Source organism: Pseudomonas sp. ACN5, from assembly GCF_002303975.1.
Taxonomy (GTDB): domain Bacteria; phylum Pseudomonadota; class Gammaproteobacteria; order Pseudomonadales; family Pseudomonadaceae; genus Aquipseudomonas; species Aquipseudomonas laurylsulfatiphila.
In genome coordinates this window covers 215354-237008 of the sequence record NZ_MRCP01000009.1, presented here as the reverse complement: position 1 = coordinate 237008, position 21655 = coordinate 215354, and the positions used below count along the sequence as shown (strand labels likewise).

Genomic DNA, 21655 nt, shown 5'->3' with positions numbered 1-21655 from the left:
GTCGTGTGGATGACGCGACCTCAGAGGTTCGGTGTTACTTGCATCATCAGTCGCTCAGGTGCTGAGCTCGCTGCAGTACCGCATTGAGCAGCACGTCGCAGCCCATGCGGACATCGTCAGGCAAGGCGTCTTCGGCTTCGTTGTGGCTCAGGCCACCGACACAGGGAATGAAGACCATCGTGGTCGGGCAATGTCCGGCGAGGTGGATGGCGTCATGCCCGGCACCGCTGACGATGTCTTGATGGGGGTAACCCAGCAGCTGGACCGCCGAACGCACAGCGGCAACGCAATCGGCATCGAAAGGTGTTGCCGGGCTGAGCCAGTGACGACTGATCGCCAGACTCAAACCGCGCTTGTCGGCAACAATTTGCAAGCGCTCGTATACGGCTTGCTCCATTGCGGCAATCTGCTGGTCTTCGTGGTGACGCAGGTCCACAGTAAAGTTGATCCGGCCAGGGATGGTATTGCGCGATGACTTGGCTATCTCCAGCTGACCCACTGTGACCAGCCCCTTGGGCGCGAAGTCTCTAGCGATGGATTCCAGCACGCTGGCCATTTCCGCGACGCCGAACAGGGCATCCTTGCGCAACGGCATGGGTGTGGTGCCGGCGTGGGCACTGATACCGCCAACCTGCACATCCAGCCAGCAGATTGCCTGGCCGCCAGTGACGACACCCACCGGCAGGCCGTTGTCTTCCAGGATTGGGCCTTGTTCGATATGGGCTTCGAAGTAAGAATCGAAGGCACGCTGCAGAGGAAGTTCACCACTCTGGCCTATATCGGTCAGGGCCTCAGCGACGCTGATACCATTGGCATCACGGGCATCCAATGCCGTTTGCAACGGCAGAATACCAGTGAACACCGCCGAGCCGAACATGGCCGGAGTAAAGCGCGCACCTTCCTCGTTGGTCCACACGGCGATTTCGATGGGCTGGCGGGTTTCGATGCCTTGTTCATTCAGGCAACGCACCACTTCCAGTCCGCTCAGCACGCCGTAGATACCATCGAAGCGGCCACCTTTTGGCTGGGTGTCCAAATGGCTGCCCATGACGATCGGCGGCAGGCTGTTGTCCTGGCCTTCACGGCGGGCGAAAAGGTTGCCAATGGCGTCGAACCCGATACTCAGGCCAGCCTCACGGCACCAGCCCATGAACAACTCGCGACCGGCCAGGTCTTCCCTGGAAAGGGCCAGGCGACAGTTGCCACCGCTCTCGGTGGCGCCAACTTTGGCCATGTCCATCAGGCTGCCCCACAGGCGCTCACCGTTGACCTTGGATACTTTCATCATTCACCTCTTGTCGCGTGTCTTAATAGCCCAGGGACGTATCGACCGGGTTGTTCAGGGGGGCGCCTCGCGCCAGCCGCCGCGTGTTTTCGGCGATCTGGCTGGCAATGCAGTCGTGGGACGCCGCCGAGGCCATGTGCGGGGTAACGATCACCCCGGGCATGCACCACAGGCGATCATCGACCGGCAGGGGTTCATGCTCGAAGACGTCCAGCACAGCGCCGCGTAGCTGACCGCTACCCAAGGCCTGTTGTAGATCGTCGATGCGCACGTGCTGGCCGCGACCGCAGTTGACGATCACTGCCCCCGGCGCCAGTGCCTGGAAGGTTTCAGTGCAGAGAATGCCTCGGGTCGCCGAGGTCAACGGCAGTAGGTTGATCAGCAGATCGAGACCTTCTAGAAAGCTGCTGAACGCCAAATCGCCACTGTGGCACACCACGTTGGGTATGTGTTTGACACTGCGCGCCCAGCCGCGAACGCTGTAGCCGGCACTGGCCAGGTCTTCGGCAATGGCTGCGCCCAGCGAGCCCAGGCCCATCACACCGACCTTGAAGTCCTTGGCCTGAATCTGTACCGGGCGCCGCCAGAGCTGGTCAGGCTGTTGCTGCAAGACCTGATCGAATCGTCGGTGATAGTGAATCACTGCCCAGCGTACATACTCGGTCATGCCTTGGCGGTGCGCGGGATCGACTACTCGGCACACGGGCAAGTTCGGGCAGCTTGGATCGGTGTGCAAGTGGTCGACGCCCGCGGCGACCGAATGCACCAGTTGCAAATTGGGCAGCGCGCCCAAGCTGTTGGCCGGCGGAAACCAGCACGCCGCGACTTGCGCCTGGCTGGCGGCCGGGTCGTCGGCCAGCACCACCCGGATATCCGGTGCCTGGCGGGCAAAGGCCGCCTGCAGCTGGCCGAGCAAGATGCTGTCGCGTGACAGCAATACGATAGTGTTCATGAGCAATAGGACTCGCGCTGATCTTCAATCAGGGTCAAGGCAGCGTTCCAGCTCAGGCCCATGATTTCCTCGGCTTCGTCGCGGCCGAACTGTTCTGCGGTATGTTGGCAGACCTCTTCGCTGGGGTAGACCAACTGGCTGCCACCGGCCAGTGCCGCGACCTGCGCCTGGCAGGCGCGCTCCAGGAAGTGAATTTCGTGGAAGGCTTCAGCCACGTTGCCTCCGGCTGCCAGCAGGCCATGGTTACGCAGGATCATGGCCTTGTGTGGCCCCAGGTCGGCGATCAGTCGTTCGCGCTCGGCCAGCGACAGCGCGATGCCTTCATAGGTGTGGTAAGCCAACTTGCCGTAGAACTTCAATGCATGCTGACTGATCGGCAGCAGACCTTGTTCCTGGGCGGCGACGGCCATACCGGCCGCAGTGTGGGTATGCACCACGCAATTGAGATCCGGGCGCGCCATGTGGATCGCCGAATGGATCACGAAGCCTGCGGCATTGACCCGGGTACGCTCGTTCGCACCGCCCACTACCTGGCCATGCTGGTCGATGCGCACCAGGTCGCTGGCTTTCATGCGATCGAAAATCACGCCGTAGCGGTTGATCAGAAAGTGGTGCTCAGGGCCCGGGATGCGTAGGGTGATATGCGTGTCGATCAGGTCAGTCATGCGAAAATACGCAACCAGCCGATACAGTGCCGCCAGCTCGCAACGTGCCTTCCACTCGGTGGGGGTAATGTTGTCAGGTGTGTACATGTGGGCTCCTTGTTAAAGCGAAAATTGGGGGGCGGTGGCGGTGGATTCTCCGCGCAGACGTGCCAGGCCACAGACGCCGATCAACGACAGGGCAGCCAGCAAACTGAAGAAGATCGCCAGTGGCATCCACTGGCCGGCATAGTGACTGGCCAACAGGGTGCCGATAATGGGCGTGGATCCGCCGGCAATGGCGCAGATCAGTTGATACGCGATGGAAATTCCCGAGTAGCGCAAATGCGCTGGAAACGCCTGGGCCATGTAACCGGCGATCACCGCATAGAGTCCAGACAGAACAACCACCGCCATGGCAATACCGAGGGTCATCAACACGATGTTTTGAGTGCCGACCAGCAGGAACATGGGGTAGGGGGCCAGCATTGACAGCAGGGCGGCCAACTTCAGGAAGCGACCCTCACCGATGCGCTCGGCCAGCAGTGCGCTGAAGGGTTGGGAGATGAACTGGATCACCGTGACCAGGAACAGGCAGTCGAGAATCGTCGAACGCGCAATACCCTGATACTGCGTGACATACGTGATCATGAACGTGTTGGTGAAAAAGAATCCGGCCGAGCCTATGGTCACTGCAGCCGCCGCGAACAGAATCTGCCGCCAACAGGTACGAATCACCTCAAGCACCGGATACTGGACAGTTTCGCCCTTGTCGGCGATTGCCTTGAACTCTGGAGACTCTTGCACACCAAAACGAATCGCCAGGCCAATCATCATCAGCACGCCACTGAACAGGAAGGGCAGACGCCAGCCCCACTCGGCAAATTGCTCGGGTGAAAGCGAGGTCACCAGACGGAAGGCGATCAACGCCATCAGCAAACCTGCCGGGCTGCCCAATTGGGCGAAGGATGCATAGAAGGTCTTGCGCTTGGCCGGGGCGTGTTCGCTGGCCATCAGTACGGCACCGCCCCATTCACCACCCACCGAAATGCCTTGGATGATGCGTAGCGCGATCAAGCCGACAGGCGCCCAGAGGCCGATACTGGCGTAGCCGGGCAGCAAACCGATAGCGGTGGTTGCCAGCCCCATCAGCAGCATGGTGAACAGCAGCATCTTTTTGCGTCCAAGACGGTCGCCCAGATGGCCGAAGACCATGCCGGCCATGGGTCTGGCAATAAAGCCCACCGCAAAAGTACCGAATGCGGCCAGCGTACTCAGCATGGAGTCCGAACTGGGAAAAAACACTTGCCCCAGGATCAGGGCCGCCGCGGTGGCATAGATGTAGAAGTCGTAGAATTCGATGGTCGTGCCGATGAAGGCTGCAGCCGCTGCGCGACGCGGCTGGTTCGAGTGAGTACGCATGCAAGGCCCTTCTGTAATTATTATTCCGACAAGGATCCATCGGATCACAGTAACGCTCTGTCCCTCTGGCGCTTGTGTGCTTTATCTCGTAGCCTCAATAATTAAGCAATTTGCTAATTCTTAATCACTGATTAAGCAGTGCTAATAATGGACATCAAGATGAGCAGCAAAAATTCAAATGAAGAGCTGGTGCAAGCGAGATGGGGGGGGCGGCGCTTCCTCAACGATCGTCTGGACTGGAACTTGTTGCGCACCTATCTGGCTATTGGTCAGGAAGGAAGCATCAGCCGAGCCGCGGCGCGGCTGTTCATCACCCAGTCGGCCGTCAGTCAATCGCTCAAGCGCCTGGAAGAGCAGTTGGAGTGCGCCTTGATTTCGCGTAAGGGACCACGCTTCGATCTCACCGAGGCGGGAGAAGAAGTGCTGCGAATTGCCGAAGAGATGTATGGCAATGTATCGCGCATCGGCTCGGCCATCGAAGGCCCACAGGATGATGTGGTGGGAAAGGTTCGTCTGCTCTCGATCAGCCGGGTGCAGTCAACGGTCTATGATGATTTTCTCGCGACTTTTCATCTCAACCATCCGCGCGTGGAGTTGGAAATTGAGGTTCTACGCAGCTCCGACATTCTCAGTTCGCTAATGCAGAAGACCGCCACTGCCGGTGTCGGTTTATGCCGCATTGCTCAACCCAAGCTGGAACAGCGTTGCCTGATACGCCAGCGATACGCCTTCTTCTGCGGAAAGCGGCACCGTTTTTTCGGAAAGCGGGGCCTCGATCTGTCTGAGCTGCAGGGAGAAAATTTTGTCAGCTTCACGAGCGACCAGATTGGCGGCAATCTTTCGCCACTTACCGTGTTTCGAGACCAGCAGGGCTTCACCGGCAGGATCGTTGCTTCGTCATCAAACTTTGAAGAAATTCGCAGATTGGTGATTGCAGGATTTGGTATCGGCTGTTTACCGGAACACTTGCTCGATGTTGACCTCTACAACGGCATGCTCTGGCGCCTGCCACCCAGGGACGGTGTCTCCGACGTAGACATTCACTTGTTGTGGAACCGTGAGCAAAAAATGACTCATGCAGAAACTGTATTTCTTGAAAGTTTCCAGCATGCCATCGCAGTTGCAGAACAATCCGTTGATCAGAAAGCCGACCTGGAAGACTGAATTTTGATTGGCATCATCGGTGTTTGGTGTCGGCGCAATGCCGATAGGCTGCTTGAGCCATTGCGACATGCGCCGATGATCAGTCACCTCGCAACGCACCAGATCTAAACTCAAAACAAATTACCGGTGTGGCCATTCTTGTGGCTTGACAGCCGCTCTTAAAGTCATATAGCTTGAAATCGTATACTTTCTACCGAGTGGAGAAGCTGATGACACGTCTAAGAGTTCTTTTCGCATCTACCGCAGCAGCCCTAGGGCTTTCATTGGCAGTTTCTGCACCGGTACAGGCCGATACCTTGTCGAAAATTCGAGAGCGGGGGGTGCTTGTCTGTGGTGTGCACCCTGGCCTGGTCGGCTTTGGTGCGCCCAACAGCGCGGGTGATTGGCAGGGGTTCGATGCGGATTTCTGCAAAGCATTTGCCGCGGCGATTTTCGAGAAACCGAAAGTCAAGTTTGTCCCGCTGTCCGATCAGGCACGTTTCACGGCGCTGCAGAATGGCGAAGTGGATGTCCTCTCCCGGAACAGCACCTGGACCCTGACGCGCGATACCACGATGGGGCTGCAATTTCCGGTGGTGGATTTCTTCGACGGCCAAGGCTTTCTGATCAACAAAAAACTGGGCGTCACCAAAGCGGCAGAACTCGATGGCGCTACGGTCTGCATTCAGCAGGGCACAACCAGCGAATATGTGGTTCGCAACTTCTTCGACAAGTTGAAGATCACATTCAAACCTGTGGTGATCGAAAGCGGGACTGAGTTTTTCTCGGCCTTTTTCGCAAGCCGCTGCGATGTAATCACCAGCGATGTGTCGCAGTTGGCGGTTATCCGGCTCAACTCGGGCAACCCTGAAAACTACGCCATCCTTCCTGATGTGATCTCGAAATCGCCAATGGGGCCCGTCGTCCGAGGCGATGACAAGCACTTTGCGGACCTCGTCAAGTGGACAGTCTTCGCAACCTTTACTGCAGAAGAACTGGGCATCACCAAAGAAAACGTTAAACAAATGCTCACCAGTAACAACGAAGACATCCGGCGCCTCTTGGGTGTAACGCCTGGCGTGGGGGCAGGGCTGGGTCTCAAGGATGACTGGGTGATCAATGTCATCTCCGCGGTAGGCAACTACAAAGAAATCTTCGAGCGCAACGTGGGTGCAAACACACCTTTGCAGATGAAGCGTGGCCAGAATTCGCTGTGGTCGGACGGTGGTCTGCTGTACGCCCCGCTTTTCTGATCCGTGATGTGAATGGCTCAAACGCCGCATAGATGGCGAATCAGAAACGAGAGGTGAAGGTCATGTCGGCAAGAGATGGCGCAGTTAAACACCAACACCGGGCTGTCACGGTGTTGGTCCAGCTTGTAGTACTCACGGCTGTCGTGATTGCGGTTTGGTATTTCGGGCACGTGATCAACGAGCGCCTTACACAGAAAGGGATCAATACCGGGTTCGGCTTTCTGTGGACTCGCGCCGGCTTCGACCTCAGTGAAAGCATGATTGCTTTCAGCGGTGACAAGTCATATGCGTACGCCTTGCTCGCGGGGTTTTCAAACACGTTGAAAGTGGCGCTCTGCGCCATTGTGTTCTCCGTGCTGATCGGGGTATTGGCGGCGCTGGCCCAGTTGTCCAAATTTGGCCTGGCCAGACGAATTGCCAAAGTGTATGTCTCGACGATCCGCAATACGCCGCTGCTGCTGCAGTTGTTCTTCTGGTTCGCTGTTTTCACTTACGGGTTACCGGTAGTCCGGGAGGCTCTGGAACCGGTACCGGGCCTATTCATCAGCAATCGCGGGATCAATTTCCCGTGGCCGACCCCCTTTGCATTGACGGCGATTGTCGCGATCTTTTGCACCCTCGTGGCATTTCTCTTGAGAAGCGTGGGGACCGGTGGCAGCGCACTGAGAAATCCGGGTGCCTTACTGATACTCCTGAGCCTGATTGCTTTTGTGTCCACGGCCTATGCCCTGTGGTCCGGGCAAATGACATTTGAGTGGCCCACGGCAAGCAAGTTTTCAATCGGCGGTGGCGGGCACTTTTCTCCCGAGTTCATGAGTATGTTCATCGGGCTCTCGGTGTACACGGGCACTTATATAGCCGAAGCGATCCGTGGGGCCGTGCAGTCCATTGCCCAGGGACAGATTGCAGCAGGTTATGCGCTGGGCCTGACGCACTTTGGCGTGCTGCGTTACATCGTGATGCCACAAGCGTTCCGGATCGCGATGCCAGCGGTAGTCAGTGAACTACTGAACCTGATGAAAAACAGTTCGCTCGGTGTTGCCGTGGGATACCCGGAACTGGTCTCGGCGGGAAATACCGCCATGAATCAAACGGGGCAGGCCATCGAATTGATCAGCATTTTCATGCTGGTTTACGTCACGGTAAACATTATTACGACGCGGGTAATCGGTCTTTGGGAGAAACATTATGTCTGGTGATCTGAATAATGGTGCCCAAGTGTCGATTCCCGCACCCTTGACGCTAATCCAGCGCCTGAAAGGCCTGGGTTCGGGCATGCCAACCCGGATTGTGCTCGGCGCACTTTTTCTTTGGGGCGTCGTTTTGGTTGGCCCTGGTATCTTCAAATGGTTGTTGCTTGATGCAACCTTCAGCGGCGATGCCGCGCAATGCCACCAGAACGGAGGCGCTTGCTGGGCGTTCATCGGCACCAAGCTCAATCTCATCCTGTTCGGGGCCTATCCTCCCGAGTCGCTTTGGCGTCCGATCACCTTCGTTGCACTGATCGCGGCGGTTGCGCTCTGGTGTTTGTTTCGGGTCCGTCATCACACAACAGCCATTGTGCTGTGGGTACTGGCCGCGTTGATTGGCTATCTATTGATGAGTGGCGGACTGTTCGGTCTTGAGTCAGTGGATCGTGCGCGTTGGGGTGGACTGCCGATCACCCTGCTGATCAGCATTGCCGGCCTTGTTTGCGCGTTCCCTCTGGGTGTACTGCTGGCGTTGGGTTGTCGGTCGCAGATGCCGCTTGTCTCTGTTCCATGCCGGCTTTATGTGGATCTGATTCGCAGTGTTCCGGCGATCACCATTGTCTTCATGACCTTTGCCATCATTCCGTTGATACTTCCGGACGAGCTTATTTTCGACAAGCTTTTTCGGGCAGGTATCGGTCTCTCGCTGTTTACCGCCGCTTACTTTTCCGAAGCCTTGCGCGGTGCCCTGCAAGCACTTCCAGTCGGTCAGCGCCAAGCGTCGGCAAGTTTGGGGTTCGGCTATTGGGGCAGTCATGCCTACGTGATCTTGCCGCAAGTCATCGCCTATTCGCTGCAACCGATTGCCAACATCGCCATCGCGTTTGTGAAGAACAGCTCGCTGTTGATGATCATCGGACTTTTCGATTTGCTTGGATCGGCAAGATCAAGCCTTTATGACGAAAACTGGCAAGGGTTCTACAAGGAGCTCTATCTGTTTGTCGGTGTCATCTACTTCGTTATCTGCATGTATATCCAACACTACGTCGCGTCGATTGAACGTGAGCGTAGGGCCCGCCTGTATCAATAATGGATGCCTCCATGAAAGAAATAATCGAAGTACCGTTTTTATCTGACGCGCTCAGGCGTTTGAATACACCGACCTCTTTGCTGATTCGCTCGGGTTCGATGCTTTATACCTGTGGCCTGCCGCCACTCGATCCGCTGACCGGGAATATTGTTCGAGGCACGATTGCTGAACAGACTCACGCTGTATTGCAGGTGATGAAAGTTGTTCTTGAATCGGCAGGGTCCTGCCTTGATAACGTCGTGAAAACCACGATCTTCGTGACCGATCCATCGATGATGGATGAGGTGAACGCCGTGTATCGCGAGTACTTCCCTGAAAACCCACCTGTCCGGTCATTCGTTGCAGTCAAGCCATGGCCGTTTCCGTTTGATATTGAAATCGATGTCGTCGCCCATCATTAGAAAACGGATGTGGCGGGGTGTATTTTGTAAGAACTAACAGTTCTCTTGGTCGCTGCAAGCTAATTAACTAGTTGTTTTAATAATCTTTCCCATGAACTCGAACTGAGTTGTTTCGACGTTTAAGGTTTTCTGTCAGGTGCTCGATGAAGGAATGTATTCGATGAATAATGACATTGCCGTACTTGATTCAACTCAAGTGGCCAAACTGATCGGTCGGATTGATGTGTTGTCCGCAATGCGTCGTATGTTCCTGGCGTTGGGACAGGAAAAGGCTGTGCAACCTCCGCAACTGCGCAATCCGTTTCCCGACGGGCAAGGCAACTTTATCAGCTACCTTGGAACGCTTGCCGAGGAGCGGGTCTTTGGTGCAAAGCTCTCACCCTATATCCCGCGTCCGGAAGGGGCCCTGGTGACGGCCTGGACGTTGATGATGTCGATGGATGACGGTCAACCTCGCTTGCTCTGTGATTCGGGGCAATTGACGGCTGAGCGAACAGCAGGCACGACAGCGCTCGCCGTCGACTTACTTGCGCCCGCGCAGGTCAGCAAACTGGCCGTAGTGGGAGTAGGGCGGCTGGGTCAAGCGCATGTCCGGCATGTTTCGGCATTGCGCGAGTGGGGGGATATCAGATTGTACGCACCCAACATTGACGCTCTACCAGTGTCCGAGCAGCAGGCACTCCGGGACCTCGATCCGCGCGTCAGCATTCATACCGAACTGGCCAGTGCCGTTGATGATGCGGATGTCATCCTGCTGTGCACCTCGGCCGGTCATACGGTGCTTGATCCTGCAGTGCTGAAAAAGCCTGCGCTGATCACTTCCATTTGTACCAATGCCCCACTGGCACACGAAGTACCTCCTGAATCCCTGCTGAACATGAGCGTCTATTGCGATTACCGGGCTACAACGCCCGACAGCGCAGGGGAAATGCGCTTGGCAAAAGACCAGCATGGCTGGCTACCCGAGAGTATTTGCGGGGATTTGCCCGAGCTGATGACGGGGGTCGCCCGACTTCCCGATCCCGAGCGCCATACCTTTTTTCGCTCAATCGGACTGGGGTTGGAGGATATCGCCATTGCCAATGAGCTTTATCAGTTGCATATGATGAACAACTGAGTAGAGGTTCAGAAGTCGTTCTGCCTATTTCAGCGTAATAATAAGCCGGGGGATGGAAACATCCCCCGGCTTATATTCGGGAGGGTGCCATGGCAGCTGTTACCGATACGCTTAAGCTGTTTCTCTGCGGCGACGTCATGACTGCCCGCGGCATTGACGCAGTACTGCCGCATCCTGGCGACCCGCGGCTTTACGAAGCTTACGTCAAGAATGCTGGCGATTACGTCCGGCTGGCAGAACGAGTCAATGGCCCGATTCCCCACCCGGTCGATTTCACCTATGTCTGGGGCACTGCGCTGGATGAGTTAGAACTTCGCCAGCCACACGCACGCATCATTAATCTTGAAACTGCGGTGTCCCGCCGCGGACGACCGGAGCCAAAGGGCATCAATTACCGCATGAGCCCGGAGAACTTCCCTGCCATCAGCGCAGCCGGCATCGACTGCTGCGTGCTGGCCAACAACCATGTGCTGGACTGGGGGGCAGCCGGCCTGGCCGATACGCTGGAGACCCTGGCCAGCAATGGTATGTGCAGCGCCGGCGCCGGGCACAACCGGCAATCTGCCGAAGCGCCCGCCGTGTTGCTGCAGCCTGGCGGGCGGCGCGTGCTGGTGTTTGGTCTCGGCGCACCCGACAGCGGCATTGCGTCGGACTGGGCCGCCACGGATCAGGGCGCGGGCGTCGCGCGGCTGGAGGATCTGTCGAGGCAAAGCCTGCGCAATGTGGCCAAACGGACTCTCGAGGGCAAAAAACCGCGGGATCTGGTGGTCGCCTCCATTCACTGGGGCGGCAACTGGGGGTTCGATATCCCACGCGAGCAAGTCCGGTTCGCCCATGCCTTGATCGACGAGGCCGGAGTTGACGTGGTGCACGGGCATTCCTCGCACCACGTCAAAGGCATCGAGGTATACCGCGAACACCTGATTCTCTATGGCTGCGGTGATCTTCTGAACGATTACGAAGGCATCGAGGGCTACACAGCCTTTCGCGGCGACCTGGGGTTTCTATACTTTGCCTCGCTGGACGCGGGCGGGCACCTGCAGTCGCTGGACTTGATACCCACCCGGCTGTGTCGCTTTCGCATCTGTCGCGCTGAAGGGGATGACCGTCAATGGCTGCACGACACCCTTTCCCGCGAGTGCGCACGCTTGGGCACCAGCATCCAGCCAGGCGCGCAAAACACCTTTGAGTTGCGTTGGTGAGGCCCCCTTGGCGACTTCGTGTGATCAATGTTGCAGGATCTTCGAGAGGAAGTCCTTGGCACGCGGGGAGCGTGCTTCGGGGCTGCCAAAGAACTCTTCTTTTTTGCAGTCTTCAATGATTTTCCCCGCGTCCATGAAAATCACGCGGTCACTGACCTTCCTGGCAAAGCCCATTTCGTGGGTGACACACATCATGGTCATGCCCTCGTTTGCGAGCTTGATCATGACGTCTAGAACCTCTCCGACCATTTCCGGGTCCAGGGCGGAGGTAGGTTCGTCAAACAGCATCACAATCGGGTCCATCGATAAGGCACGAGCAATTGCCACACGCTGCTGCTGACCACCTGAGAGCTGCCCTGGGAACTTGTCCTTGTGGGCGCTCAGGCCAACACGATCGAGCATTTTCAGACCCCGTTTGAGCGCCTCGTCCTGGCCACGGCCAAGCACCTTCATCTGGGCGAGCGTCAGGTTTTGCGTCACGGACAGGTGTGGAAACAACTCGAAGTGCTGAAACACCATGCCGACCCGGCTGCGCAGCTTGGGCAGGTTGGTTTTCGGGTCCGAGAGGCTGATACCGTCGACGACAATTTCGCCTTTCTGGAAAGGCTCCAGTGCATTTACCGTTTTGATCAGCGTTGATTTGCCAGAACCGGAAGGGCCGCACACCACGACGACTTCACTCTTTTGTATTGCGGTAGAGCAGTCGCTCAGTACCTGAAAGTTACCGTACCACTTGGAAACATTTTTTATGTTGATCACGGTGGTTGTCCTGATGTGGTTGCAGATGGCGCAAGAGGGACGAGGACCTGATCGCAAACGGCTGACCAGGACGTATCAGTCTCTTCCTACTGTAGAAAGTATACGATTATTGATTCGCCAACGACAACAACAAAGCGATGAATCCGGCTCATATTTCAGATGAGTGGGAAGAGGGGCAGGACTGCAGTTCGAGGGGACTAGGCTGCGGATGCCGTCCTTGTTCGTTTTCGTATAATCGTATACCGTCGTGCACAACGATGTTGTTACTCGTATCTGCCAAACCCAGACACGCCTTTAAATCGCTCCTGGCCACTTAGTGTCATATGTCTAACCAATCACCACTGAAATACATTGCAGGTCTGATTCCGCTGGCACGTGTGTCGGCACCGCAATTTGTTGCGGCCGTCATCAGGGAAGCCATCGTCACCGGCGCGCTTTCCGGTAGCGAACCTTTGCGTCAGGACCTGATCGCAACAGAACTCAACACCAGCAAGGTGCCGGTTCGCGAAGCGTTACGTGAGCTTGAAGGTCAGGGACTGGTCCAGTTCCTGCCAAACCGTGGCTTCATGGTGACGCAGCCCTCCCTGCATGAAATGAACGAGTGCTTTGAATTACGGGCGGTTCTAGAGCCGTTGGCCGTCCGCCATTCGGTACCGCTCTCGACACCCGAGCAACTTGATGCTGTCGAGCGCATCATCGATGAGTTCGAGAAGGTTCAGGATCCTCTCCTGAGCAGTCAATGGAACCTTTCACTGCATACGGCGCTTTATGCACCTGCGCAAATGAAACACCTGGAAAATATGATCACCCGTGCGCACACCATTGCGCAGCGCTATACGCACATCTATATGCAGTTGCGATCCGCAGGGATTGATAGCCAGGACGAGCACCGTGCGATCCTCGCGGCGTACCGGGCAAAAGACGTGGAGGCGGCCGTTGCGTTGATGACAACGCATCTCAAGCAAGCATCGGATGAAGCGGCTGAGTACCTGAAGGACCACTTTGAGGTGTAGGAGCAGCCGGTCGACACTCGTTAGCTTCGGGCGGCGTTCCGACGATGGACTCGAGGACTGCGCGTTTATTCAGAAAACACGCGTTATCGTTAACGTCCATCGCGAGCAGGCTCGGTCCCACAGGGGCGCAGCGTTTAGTCTGCGCACCTTCTTTTTTTCTCCTTATTTAGACTTCAAGACTTTCGGATTGGAGTTGCCCCAGATCGTATACAGGTCCGCCAACAACGCGCCGTTGATGGTCTCAAGTTCTGTCTGGGTAATCTCTTCATCGCCTTGTTTGCCATACAAAACCACCTCATCTCCCGTCTGCACGCCCTTGATACCACTGACGTCGACCATCAGGGTGTTCATGGTGACCTTGCCGATCACCGGCGCGCGTTGGCCGCGGATCAGCACTGAAGCCTTGTTGGAGAATGCTCGTCGATACCCATCGGAGTAGCCGGCCGGGATGTTGGCGATCAATGAGTCTTTGCTCAGGGTAAAGGTGCGGTCGTAGCTGATCGTACTGCCTGCCGGGTAGGCGTTGACCGCCGCGACCCGCGATTTGAACTGCATCACCCGCTGGAATTCGTTATGCCCACCCACTGGGTAGCCATAGAGCGCAGCCCCCGGGCGAACCATGTCCAACCAACCTTCCGGCACCTCAAGGGTGGTGAAGGTATTGGCGCAGTGTAGGGTGATCCGGCTGCGGTCCAGTTTGGCGTGTTCAATCAGCCATCCGGACTGCTCCTTGAATTTGGCGAGTCCCTGAAGGACATCTTCTCGTTCTTCGACCGGGAAGTGGGTCATGATTCCGACGATGTTCAAATGATCCAGTCGGGTCAGATCAACCGCCTGTTGTCGACCTGCAGTCGTGCTCATTTCCAGACCGTTGCGGCCCATGCCCGCCGAGTTCAGCGCCAGGTGAACAGGCAGCTTCACGCCTTTTCGGGTGGCCAGTTCATTGAGCTGACGTGCAACCTCCAGGTTGCCGACCAGTTCTTCGATGTTGTAGCGCAGTGCATTCTCGACTTCTTCAACGGTAGCGCTGCGCAAACGCATCAGGCGCCCCTTGAAGCCTTTTTCCCGTGCAACACGCGCCTCCTCGTTGCTCGCCACGCCGATACAGGTGATCCCCATCCGGATGGCGGAAGGGATCAGCAAACCAATGCCATTTCCATAAGCGTCGGCTTTCATCACGGCACACATCTGGCTTTTACCCGCCAGCCGTTGCTGAAGCTTGGTGATGTTTCCTTCGAAGGCGGCCTGATCAATCTCCAGCCAGGTATTGGCCTGGCCTGATAGATTGTCGACGCGAGGATGTTCAGGGGTTGGATCGAGTAAAGGGGCGGCATTGACCACCGGCATCATTGCCGTCAAGGCCAGGGCGAGCGTCAGCGTACTGAGCATGAAACGTGGCATATCGAGTCTTCCATAGTGGATGAGGAATGGCCCCATGCTGGCGTGGATTTGGCATCAGCCAGGTCCATCAGGCATTGAGCGAACAGCCATGGAATTTTTATGCAAAGGCGTCGTTTGTTTATGTGGTGTTCTGCCGCTCGCGCAGCGGATGACGCTGTAAAACGGGATTAAACGACCGAGGGGCTGTTTCATCTAACCAGTGATTTTCATTTGATGAGTCTCGGTGTTGAGCGCCCATTTCAGCAAAAGCGGAATCGGCTGCCGAGTTAAAGCTTTCAACATTCTGAGTCGAGTGCCAGTGGGATAACAGCCGAGTCGGCGGCAGGGGAGGAAGGAGAATAACCGCACTCACTTCCTTTTCTTGAAAGGCTCCCATGCAAACAACTACTACCGTGTTGATGATTCGACCTTCGCGCTTCTCCTTTAACGTTGATACCGCCGCGAACAATCGTTTTCAGAAGTGCTCATTGCCTCAGGATCAGGCGCAAGCTCGGGCCCTCGAAGAGTTTGATGGCTATGTAGCGGTATTACGCGAGCAAGGGGTAGAAGCGCTGGTTGCCCAGGACAGTGCATTCCCCCATACACCCGACTCGATTTTCCCTGACAACTGGTGGAGCAGTCATGCCGATGGCTCGCTGGTGCTGTATCCGATGCAGGCTGCAGATTAAGCATGAGTAATAGCCTGAAGTTCAGCCACAAGATCCTGCTGGCCGTCTCTCTGATTGTCATTGCCGCATTTGGGTTATTCACGGTCTACAACGACTATCTGCAGCGCAGCGCCATTCGTAAGGACCTGGACAGTTATCTGCACGAAATGGGGGGGATCACTGCGAGCAATATTGCCAACTGGCTTTACGGCAGGGTGTTATTGATGGAGAACCTTTCACAGTCGGTGGCGATCAATCCGTCTGCGGAAAACATTACGCTGCTGCTGAAGCAACAAGCCTTGGCGTCGACCTTTATCGCCACCTACGTGGGAGATAAGGACGGTAAGTTCATCACCTATCCAGACGCCAGGATGCCGGAAGGCTACGACCCTCGTGCCCGCCCCTGGTACAAGGATGCGGTCAACAGCAGCGGCCCGACCGTCACCGAACCTTATATCGATGCCACGACCGGCAACCTGGTGATCACCGTCGTCAACGCGATCAGCAAGGCCGGGCAGGCCCAGGGCGTCGCTGGCGGTGATCTGGGCCTGCAGGCCATTGCCGACAGTATCAATGCCCTGGACTTCAACGGTATGGGTTATGCCTTTCTTGTCAGCGCCGACGGCAAGATTCTGGTCCACCCGGACAAAACGCTGGTGATGAAAACGCTCACAGATGTCTATCCGCAAAATACCCTGCGCATCAGTGGAGATATCAGTGAAGTTCTCGTTGATGGCAAAACCCGCGTCGTGACGTTTGCACCGATCAAAGGCTTGCCGTCATTGAACTGGTACATCGGTTTGTCCATTGACAAGGACAAGGCGTATTCGATGCTCAGCGAGTTTCGAGCTTCAGCCCTGATCGCTACGGTTATCGCCGTGCTGATTATTGTCGCGTTACTCAGTCTGCTGATCCGGCTCCTGATGCAACCATTGCAAGTGATGACCCGGGCGATGCAGGACATTGCCGAAGGAGAGGGCGATCTGACCAAACGACTGAGCATCTACGCCCAAGACGAATTCGGCATGCTCGGCACGGCGTTCAACCGCTTTGTCGAACGGGTTCATGGTTCGATCCGCGAGGTGTCCTCGGCCACAGAACAGGTCAACGAAGTGGCCCAGCGGGTGGTCAGCGCTTCCAATTCGTCGATGCTCAACTCTGACGAGCAGTCCAGTCGGAGTAACAGCGTGGCGGCCGCTATCAACCAGCTCGGTGCCGCCGCCGAGGAAATTGCCTACAACGCCGCCCAGGCCTCGCATCAGGCCAGCGATGCCCGTGGCCTGGCCGAAGAGGGTCAACAGGTCGTTGAAAGAACCATCCAGGCAATGAACACGTTATCCGGGATGCTCGGCACCTCGAGCGGTAATATCGAGAGCCTCAACAGTAAAACAGTGAACATCGGGCAGATCCTGGAGGTGATCACCAGCATCTCCCAGCAAACCAACCTGCTGGCGCTCAACGCTGCCATTGAAGCTGCCCGTGCCGGTGAGGCAGGGCGCGGTTTTGCGGTGGTTGCCGATGAAGTGCGCAACCTGGCCCATCGCACCCAAGAATCGGCGCAACAGGTACAGACGATGATCGAAGAACTGCAAGTCGGCGCCCGCGAGTCGGTCAGCACCATGAGTCAGAGTCAGCGTCACAGCCTGGAAAGCGTGGAGATCGCCAACCTGGCCGGCGAACGCTTGAACAGTGTGACCCTGCGGATCGGGGAGATCGATGGCATGAACCAATCGGTTGCCACCGCCACGGAAGAACAAACCGCCGTAGTCGAGTCGATCAATAGGGACATTAGAGAAATCAACACCCTGAATCAGGATGGCGTGGAGAACCTTCATGCAACCCTGCGAGCCTGTTCCGATCTGGAACAGCAGGCGGCTCGCTTGAAACAGTTGGTGGGCAGTTTTCGGATCTGAACTATCAGCGCTGTAACGAAAACTGTTGTGGTGCAAGAAAGGCATAGTGGAAATAATCACGAACTGTAGTAGGGATTAAAGGCGGTGGACCATGTCGGAAAGGATTGCCACTCCACTGCCGTTGACCACCATACTACGCACGGCTTCCACCGAGCCGGTGCGCACGCACATTGGGCGATTGCCTGGCCTGTTTCCAATAGCGTCGGGTATTTTGTTCGGCTTCGTCGACGGTGAGCAAGGATGTGGGGTACGTTTGCCAGGTCGACCAGGATGAGCCTGGCGCGCTCACACAGTGGATGATGGCTGGGCAAGGACGTTAAAAATAGCGTTCCCGCAGGTTGCGGTACGAATGCACTGAAGCAACCTGCAGACCTTATTCATCACCGGCTACTTCACGAGGATGATGGCTCGCAATGGCGTCGTTGGTTGGTTGACGCACGTACACCCTATCCTGGAGATGCGGATGTGCACATGGAGGATTTCGGAATGGCACTACAAGCTGCCAGAGACGGATTTGGGGTGGCACTGAGTGACGAAATCAACTCATCGCGGGATCTGCGTGAGGGAACACTTGTGCAACCTTTCCCACTCAAGGTTCCAGCGGAGATGGATTACTTTTGCATTTGTAATGAAGAGCGCAGCGCTGCTCCCGAAGTGCGGTTGTTCGTTGATTGGATTGTCAAACAAGCCGGGAACGTCTGAGACGGATTCACTCTATTGTTATTGCAGGCATGACACTATTTCAACACGCCATCACTTGCGCATCAAGGCAGTCAGCAGTGCTGACCTGGCAGGAGTTCAGTCCTGGATAAAGCGTTATTTTGTGAAGGTAGCAGTGGTGTTTGGGAAGGAAAGTTTGATGATGTGGGATGTTTAGCGCTAGGGTTCAACTACACCCTTGAAACGAGGAGCCATCGACCGGCTCCTCGTGGAAAAAACCGCGAGTGTTACTGAGCTTCGCGGGTGGCCATGCCATTTACCAGGCGACAGATGCCGAGGGGATTGGCAGCTTTCAAGGCGTCGGGCAACAGGCTGTCGGGGTAGTTCTGAAAGCAAACCGGCCTCAGGAAACGATCAATCGCCAAGGTGCCCACCGACGTACCGCGCGCATCGGACGTCGCCGGATACGGTCCGCCGTGGACCATCGAATCACAGACCTCGACGCCGGTCGGATAGCCATTGAGCAGGATCCGTCCGACCTTTTGCTCCAGCAGCGGCGTGAGTTCGCCGAACTGTTCGAAGTCCTCCGGCTCGCCAATGATGGTCGCCGTCAGTTGCCCGTGCAGGCCGTTCAATGCAGCACGGAGTTGCGCCTGATTTGCGACCTCGACGAACACTGTAGTCGGTCCGAACACTTCTTCCTGCAGCACTTCATCGCCATTGATCAACAAGCTGACATCGGCCTTGAACAGTTGCGGCTGGGCCTGACTGCCCTGTTGCGCAGTGCCAGCCAAGTGCGCGATGCCGGGATGCGCGAGGAGCTTCTGCAAGCCGTTACCATAGCTGCTCAAGGTCCCGGCATTGAGCATGGTTTGCGCTGGCTGATCGTCGATGAAAACCGCGACCTGCTGCATGAACGCACTGAACTGCGGCGAGCGAATGCCGATCACCAAACCTGGGTTGGTGCAGAACTGGCCGCAGCCCTGAACCACTGAAGCGGTCAGGTCACGGGCGACCGACTCTGACCGCGCTTGCAACACCTGGGGCAGCACGATCACCGGGTTGATGCTCGACATCTCGGCGAACACCGGGATGGGTTGTGGACGCGCAGCAGCCATGTCGCATAGCGCACGACCGCCCTTGAGCGAGCCGGTGAATCCCACCGCCTGAATCGCCGGATGCTTGACCAGCGCTTCGCCGACCCCGCCGCCGTAGATCATGTTGAATACACCGGCTGGCATCGCCGTTTTTTCCGCGGCGCGGATGATCGCGTCCGCGACCAGCTCGGCAGTGGCCATGTGACCACTGTGGGCTTTGAACACCACTGGGCAACCGGCGGCCAATGCCGATGCGGTGTCGCCCCCCGCCGTGGAAAATGCTAACGGAAAGTTGCTTGCACCAAACACCGCAACCGGGCCAAGGCCGATGCGGTACTGGCGCAGGTCCGGACGCGGCAACGGTAAACGATCCGGTAACGCCCGATCGATCCGCGCACCGTAGAAATCCCCGCGACGAAGGACCTTGGCGAATAGGCGCATCTGGCCGCTGGTGCGACCGCGCTCGCCTTGAATACGTGCGGCAGGCAGCGCGGTTTCGCGGCTGACCAGTGCCACAAAATCATCGCCCAATGCATCCAGCTCATCGGCAATGGCATCGAGAAACTGTGCGCGACGTTCGGCGCTCAGGCTGCGATACGCCGGGTAAGCGGCAGCCGCGAAATTGGCAGCGGCGTCGACTTCTTCGAGGGTGGCCTGGTGGAAACTGTATGGCAGGTTATCGCCGGTGTTGGCATCAACGCTGTTGACGATGACAGTGCCAGCAGCGCTGCGCTGACCGCCGATGTAGTTGTGGCCGATAATCGTGGACATTTCTGGCTCCAGAAAAGGATGTTCGAATCCCCCTTGCGGGGATTTCAAGGCTAGTGGGGAGGAGGGCAGGGATTCAGGTGACGGCGCCGATCTGCCAGGGCACGAATTCGCTCTGCCCGTAACCGTGCTGCTCGCTCATGCTGCGTTCACCCGAAGCGATGCGCAGCATGAGTTTGAAGATGGTTTCACCGCATTCTTCGATGGTCATGGTGTTTTCAGCGATCTCGCCGCAGTTGATATCCATGTCTTCGCGTTGGCGGTTCCACAACGCGGTATTGGTTGCCAGTTTGATCGATGGGGAGGGGGCGCAACCGTAGGCCGAGCCACGTCCGGTGGTGAAGGCAATCAAATTGGCGCCACCGGCGACCTGACCTGTGGCCGATACCGGGTCATAGCCGGGGGTGTCCATGAACACCAGGCCTTTGGCGCTGACTGTCTGGGCATATTCATAAACATCGACCAGGTTGCTGGACCCTGCTTTAGCAACCGCACCCAGTGACTTCTCCAGGATGGTGGTCAAGCCTCCAACCTTGTTGCCGGCCGAAGGGTTGTTGTTCAGTTCTGCACCCATGCGCTCGCAATACGCCTCCCACCATTGAATCCGTGCAATGAGTTTTTCGCCCACTGCGCGGTTGACTGCCCGGCGGGTCAGCAAGTGTTCGGCGCCATAGATTTCCGGCGTTTCAGAAAGGATTGCCGTACCGCCACAGGCGACCAGTCGGTCCACTGCATTACCCAGCGCGGGGTTGGCGGTGATGCCGGAATAACCATCCGAGCCACCGCATTGCAGGCCAATGATCAGGTGCCTGGCACTGACGGGTTCACGTTTGACCTGGTTAGCTTCCTCAAGCAACGCCTTGACCTGAGCGATGCCGCTGGCGACTGCTTTGGATGTACCGCCGCTGTCCTGGATGCTGAAAGTGCGCAGCGTATCGCTGCGGCTCAGACCCTGGGTGCTGAGCAGCCCTTCGATCTGGTTGGTTTCGCAGCCCAGCCCGATCATCAGCACAGCGGCGAAGTTGGCATGGGTCGCGTAGCCCGCCAATGTACGGCGCAGCAACGCCAGGCCTTCGCCGGTGGGGTCTACGGCGCAACCGGCGGAGTGGGTTAGGGCGACCACGCCATCGACGTTGGGGTATGCCAGCAATGCGCCAGGGTTAATGTCCCGTCGGAAGTGGTCGGCTATGGCGCGGGCGACAGTGGCCGAGCAATTCACAGAGGTCAGGATGCCGATGTAGTTTCGGGTAGCCACGCGACCGTCCGGGCGTACGATCCCCATGAACACAGGCTCGCTGTTCAACGGCTTGTCGGGTTTCACATCGAGGCTGAATGCATAATCACGGGCAAAATCGCCCATGGTCAGGTTGTGCACATGCACGTGGTCACCAGCCTCGATAACCTCGGTGGAAAAACCGATGATCTGCCCATAGCGACGAAGGGCCTGGCCTGCATCAATGCGACGTACGGCGATCTTGTGACCGGCGGGTACTGGCTGGCGTACGGTCACGCCTTCCTGTTCAAGGACTTCACCCGGTATCAACGGCCGACGGGCGATCAATACATCGTCCAGAGGATTGAGGCGCAGGACGGCGGCTGCACCGGTTTTCATGATCAATTCCATCGGAAACTCTCTGGCTATCAAGCGTGGGAGGTCGCTGGCCAACAGGCCGCGCCATACCTTTGTTGCTGCACTATAAG

At 57.1% G+C, this 21655-nt stretch carries 18 protein-coding genes and 2 pseudogenes; 11 read left to right on the top strand and 9 right to left on the bottom strand.

Features of this window, described 5'->3' with window-relative positions:
* Positions 1–46: 46 nt before the first annotated feature.
* The 4 genes from BSF40_RS18540 to BSF40_RS18525 are packed head-to-tail and all read right to left on the bottom strand — an operon-like array spanning position 47 to position 4300.
* Complete coding sequence (locus BSF40_RS18540) at positions 47–1285, bottom strand: Zn-dependent hydrolase (protein ID WP_095966168.1); 1239 nt, start codon at positions 1283–1285, stop codon at positions 47–49.
* A 22-nt stretch (positions 1286–1307) separates the two neighbouring features.
* Positions 1308–2237 carry a glyoxylate/hydroxypyruvate reductase A gene (locus BSF40_RS18535; protein ID WP_095966167.1) on the bottom strand — a complete coding sequence of 310 codons (930 nt, stop codon included), beginning with the start codon at positions 2235–2237 and terminating at the stop codon, positions 1308–1310.
* Positions 2234–2989, bottom strand: a complete 756-nt coding sequence (locus tag BSF40_RS18530; RefSeq protein WP_095966166.1) for a class II aldolase/adducin family protein — start codon at positions 2987–2989, stop codon at positions 2234–2236. Before BSF40_RS18530 ends, BSF40_RS18535 begins: the two co-directional genes overlap by 4 nt.
* A gap of 12 nt (positions 2990–3001) precedes the next feature.
* Positions 3002–4300 carry an MFS transporter gene (locus BSF40_RS18525; protein WP_095966165.1) on the bottom strand — a complete coding sequence of 433 codons (1299 nt, stop codon included), beginning with the start codon at positions 4298–4300 and terminating at the stop codon, positions 3002–3004.
* A 159-nt stretch (positions 4301–4459) separates the two neighbouring features.
* On the opposite strand from BSF40_RS18525, the gene BSF40_RS18520 reads away from it, so the two are divergent.
* The 7 genes from BSF40_RS18520 (at position 4460) to BSF40_RS18490 (ending at position 11696) form a co-directional block, all read left to right on the top strand.
* Positions 4460–5464 (top strand): LysR family transcriptional regulator, encoded by a 1005-nt coding sequence (locus BSF40_RS18520; RefSeq protein ID WP_095966222.1) that lies wholly within the window; start codon positions 4460–4462, stop codon positions 5462–5464.
* A gap of 209 nt (positions 5465–5673) precedes the next feature.
* Positions 5674–6696 carry an amino acid ABC transporter substrate-binding protein gene (locus tag BSF40_RS18515; protein ID WP_007991054.1) on the top strand — a complete coding sequence of 341 codons (1023 nt, stop codon included), beginning with the start codon at positions 5674–5676 and terminating at the stop codon, positions 6694–6696.
* Positions 6697–6758: 62 nt separating this feature from the next.
* Positions 6759–7895: an ABC transporter permease subunit gene (locus BSF40_RS18510; RefSeq protein WP_095966221.1), complete on the top strand. Its 1137-nt coding sequence runs from the start codon at positions 6759–6761 to the stop codon at positions 7893–7895.
* Positions 7885–8976 (top strand): amino acid ABC transporter permease, encoded by a 1092-nt coding sequence (locus tag BSF40_RS18505; protein ID WP_095966164.1) that lies wholly within the window; start codon positions 7885–7887, stop codon positions 8974–8976. Before BSF40_RS18510 ends, BSF40_RS18505 begins: the two co-directional genes overlap by 11 nt.
* 11 nt (positions 8977–8987) lie before the next feature.
* Positions 8988–9377 (top strand): RidA family protein, encoded by a 390-nt coding sequence (locus BSF40_RS18500; protein WP_007991048.1) that lies wholly within the window; start codon positions 8988–8990, stop codon positions 9375–9377.
* A 160-nt stretch (positions 9378–9537) separates the two neighbouring features.
* Complete coding sequence (locus BSF40_RS18495) at positions 9538–10494, top strand: ornithine cyclodeaminase family protein (RefSeq protein ID WP_095966163.1); 957 nt, start codon at positions 9538–9540, stop codon at positions 10492–10494.
* A gap of 89 nt (positions 10495–10583) precedes the next feature.
* A complete protein-coding gene (locus BSF40_RS18490; protein WP_095966162.1) occupies positions 10584–11696 on the top strand; it encodes a CapA family protein in 1113 nt (370 codons plus the stop codon).
* A 24-nt stretch (positions 11697–11720) separates the two neighbouring features.
* Here the strand turns inward: BSF40_RS18490 and BSF40_RS18485 are convergent, their stop codons facing one another.
* The gene (locus BSF40_RS18485) at positions 11721–12455 is read right to left on the bottom strand and encodes an amino acid ABC transporter ATP-binding protein (RefSeq protein WP_007994108.1); all 735 of its coding nucleotides are present in this window, start codon (positions 12453–12455) and stop codon (positions 11721–11723) included.
* A 323-nt stretch (positions 12456–12778) separates the two neighbouring features.
* Between BSF40_RS18485 and BSF40_RS18480 the strand changes: the two genes are divergently transcribed.
* Entirely contained in the window at positions 12779–13468 is a 690-nt protein-coding gene (locus BSF40_RS18480; RefSeq protein WP_095966161.1) for a GntR family transcriptional regulator, read from the top strand.
* A 162-nt stretch (positions 13469–13630) separates the two neighbouring features.
* Here the strand turns inward: BSF40_RS18480 and alr are convergent, their stop codons facing one another.
* Positions 13631–14869 carry an alanine racemase gene (gene alr, locus BSF40_RS18475; RefSeq protein WP_095966160.1) on the bottom strand — a complete coding sequence of 413 codons (1239 nt, stop codon included), beginning with the start codon at positions 14867–14869 and terminating at the stop codon, positions 13631–13633.
* Between the two features lie 374 nt (positions 14870–15243).
* Between alr and BSF40_RS18470 the strand changes: the two are divergent.
* A pseudogene (locus BSF40_RS18470) lies at positions 15244–15525 on the top strand (arginine deiminase-related protein); the annotation flags it as partial.
* 14 nt (positions 15526–15539) lie between these two features.
* Positions 15540–17429: a methyl-accepting chemotaxis protein gene (locus BSF40_RS18465; RefSeq protein ID WP_095966159.1), complete on the top strand. Its 1890-nt coding sequence runs from the start codon at positions 15540–15542 to the stop codon at positions 17427–17429.
* 4 nt (positions 17430–17433) lie between these two features.
* Here the strand turns inward: BSF40_RS18465 and BSF40_RS33115 are convergent.
* Positions 17434–17740, bottom strand: a pseudogene (locus BSF40_RS33115) (LysR substrate-binding domain-containing protein); the annotation flags it as partial.
* Here BSF40_RS33115 and BSF40_RS18460 point away from each other — a divergent pair.
* Positions 17733–18131 carry a LysR substrate-binding domain-containing protein gene (locus BSF40_RS18460; protein ID WP_095966158.1) on the top strand — a complete coding sequence of 133 codons (399 nt, stop codon included), beginning with the start codon at positions 17733–17735 and terminating at the stop codon, positions 18129–18131. The pseudogene BSF40_RS33115 and the gene BSF40_RS18460 sit on opposite strands and share 8 nt — an antisense overlap.
* 245 nt (positions 18132–18376) lie before the next feature.
* Here the strand turns inward: BSF40_RS18460 and BSF40_RS18455 are convergent, their stop codons facing one another.
* Together BSF40_RS18455 and BSF40_RS18450 are read right to left on the bottom strand one after the other, a co-directional pair.
* Positions 18377–19957 carry an aldehyde dehydrogenase (NADP(+)) gene (locus tag BSF40_RS18455; protein ID WP_095966157.1) on the bottom strand — a complete coding sequence of 527 codons (1581 nt, stop codon included), beginning with the start codon at positions 19955–19957 and terminating at the stop codon, positions 18377–18379.
* Positions 19958–20030: 73 nt separating this feature from the next.
* On the bottom strand, positions 20031–21578 hold the full coding sequence (locus tag BSF40_RS18450; RefSeq protein ID WP_095966156.1) for a UxaA family hydrolase: 1548 nt from the start codon (positions 21576–21578) through the stop codon (positions 20031–20033).
* Positions 21579–21655: the final 77 nt, after the last annotated feature.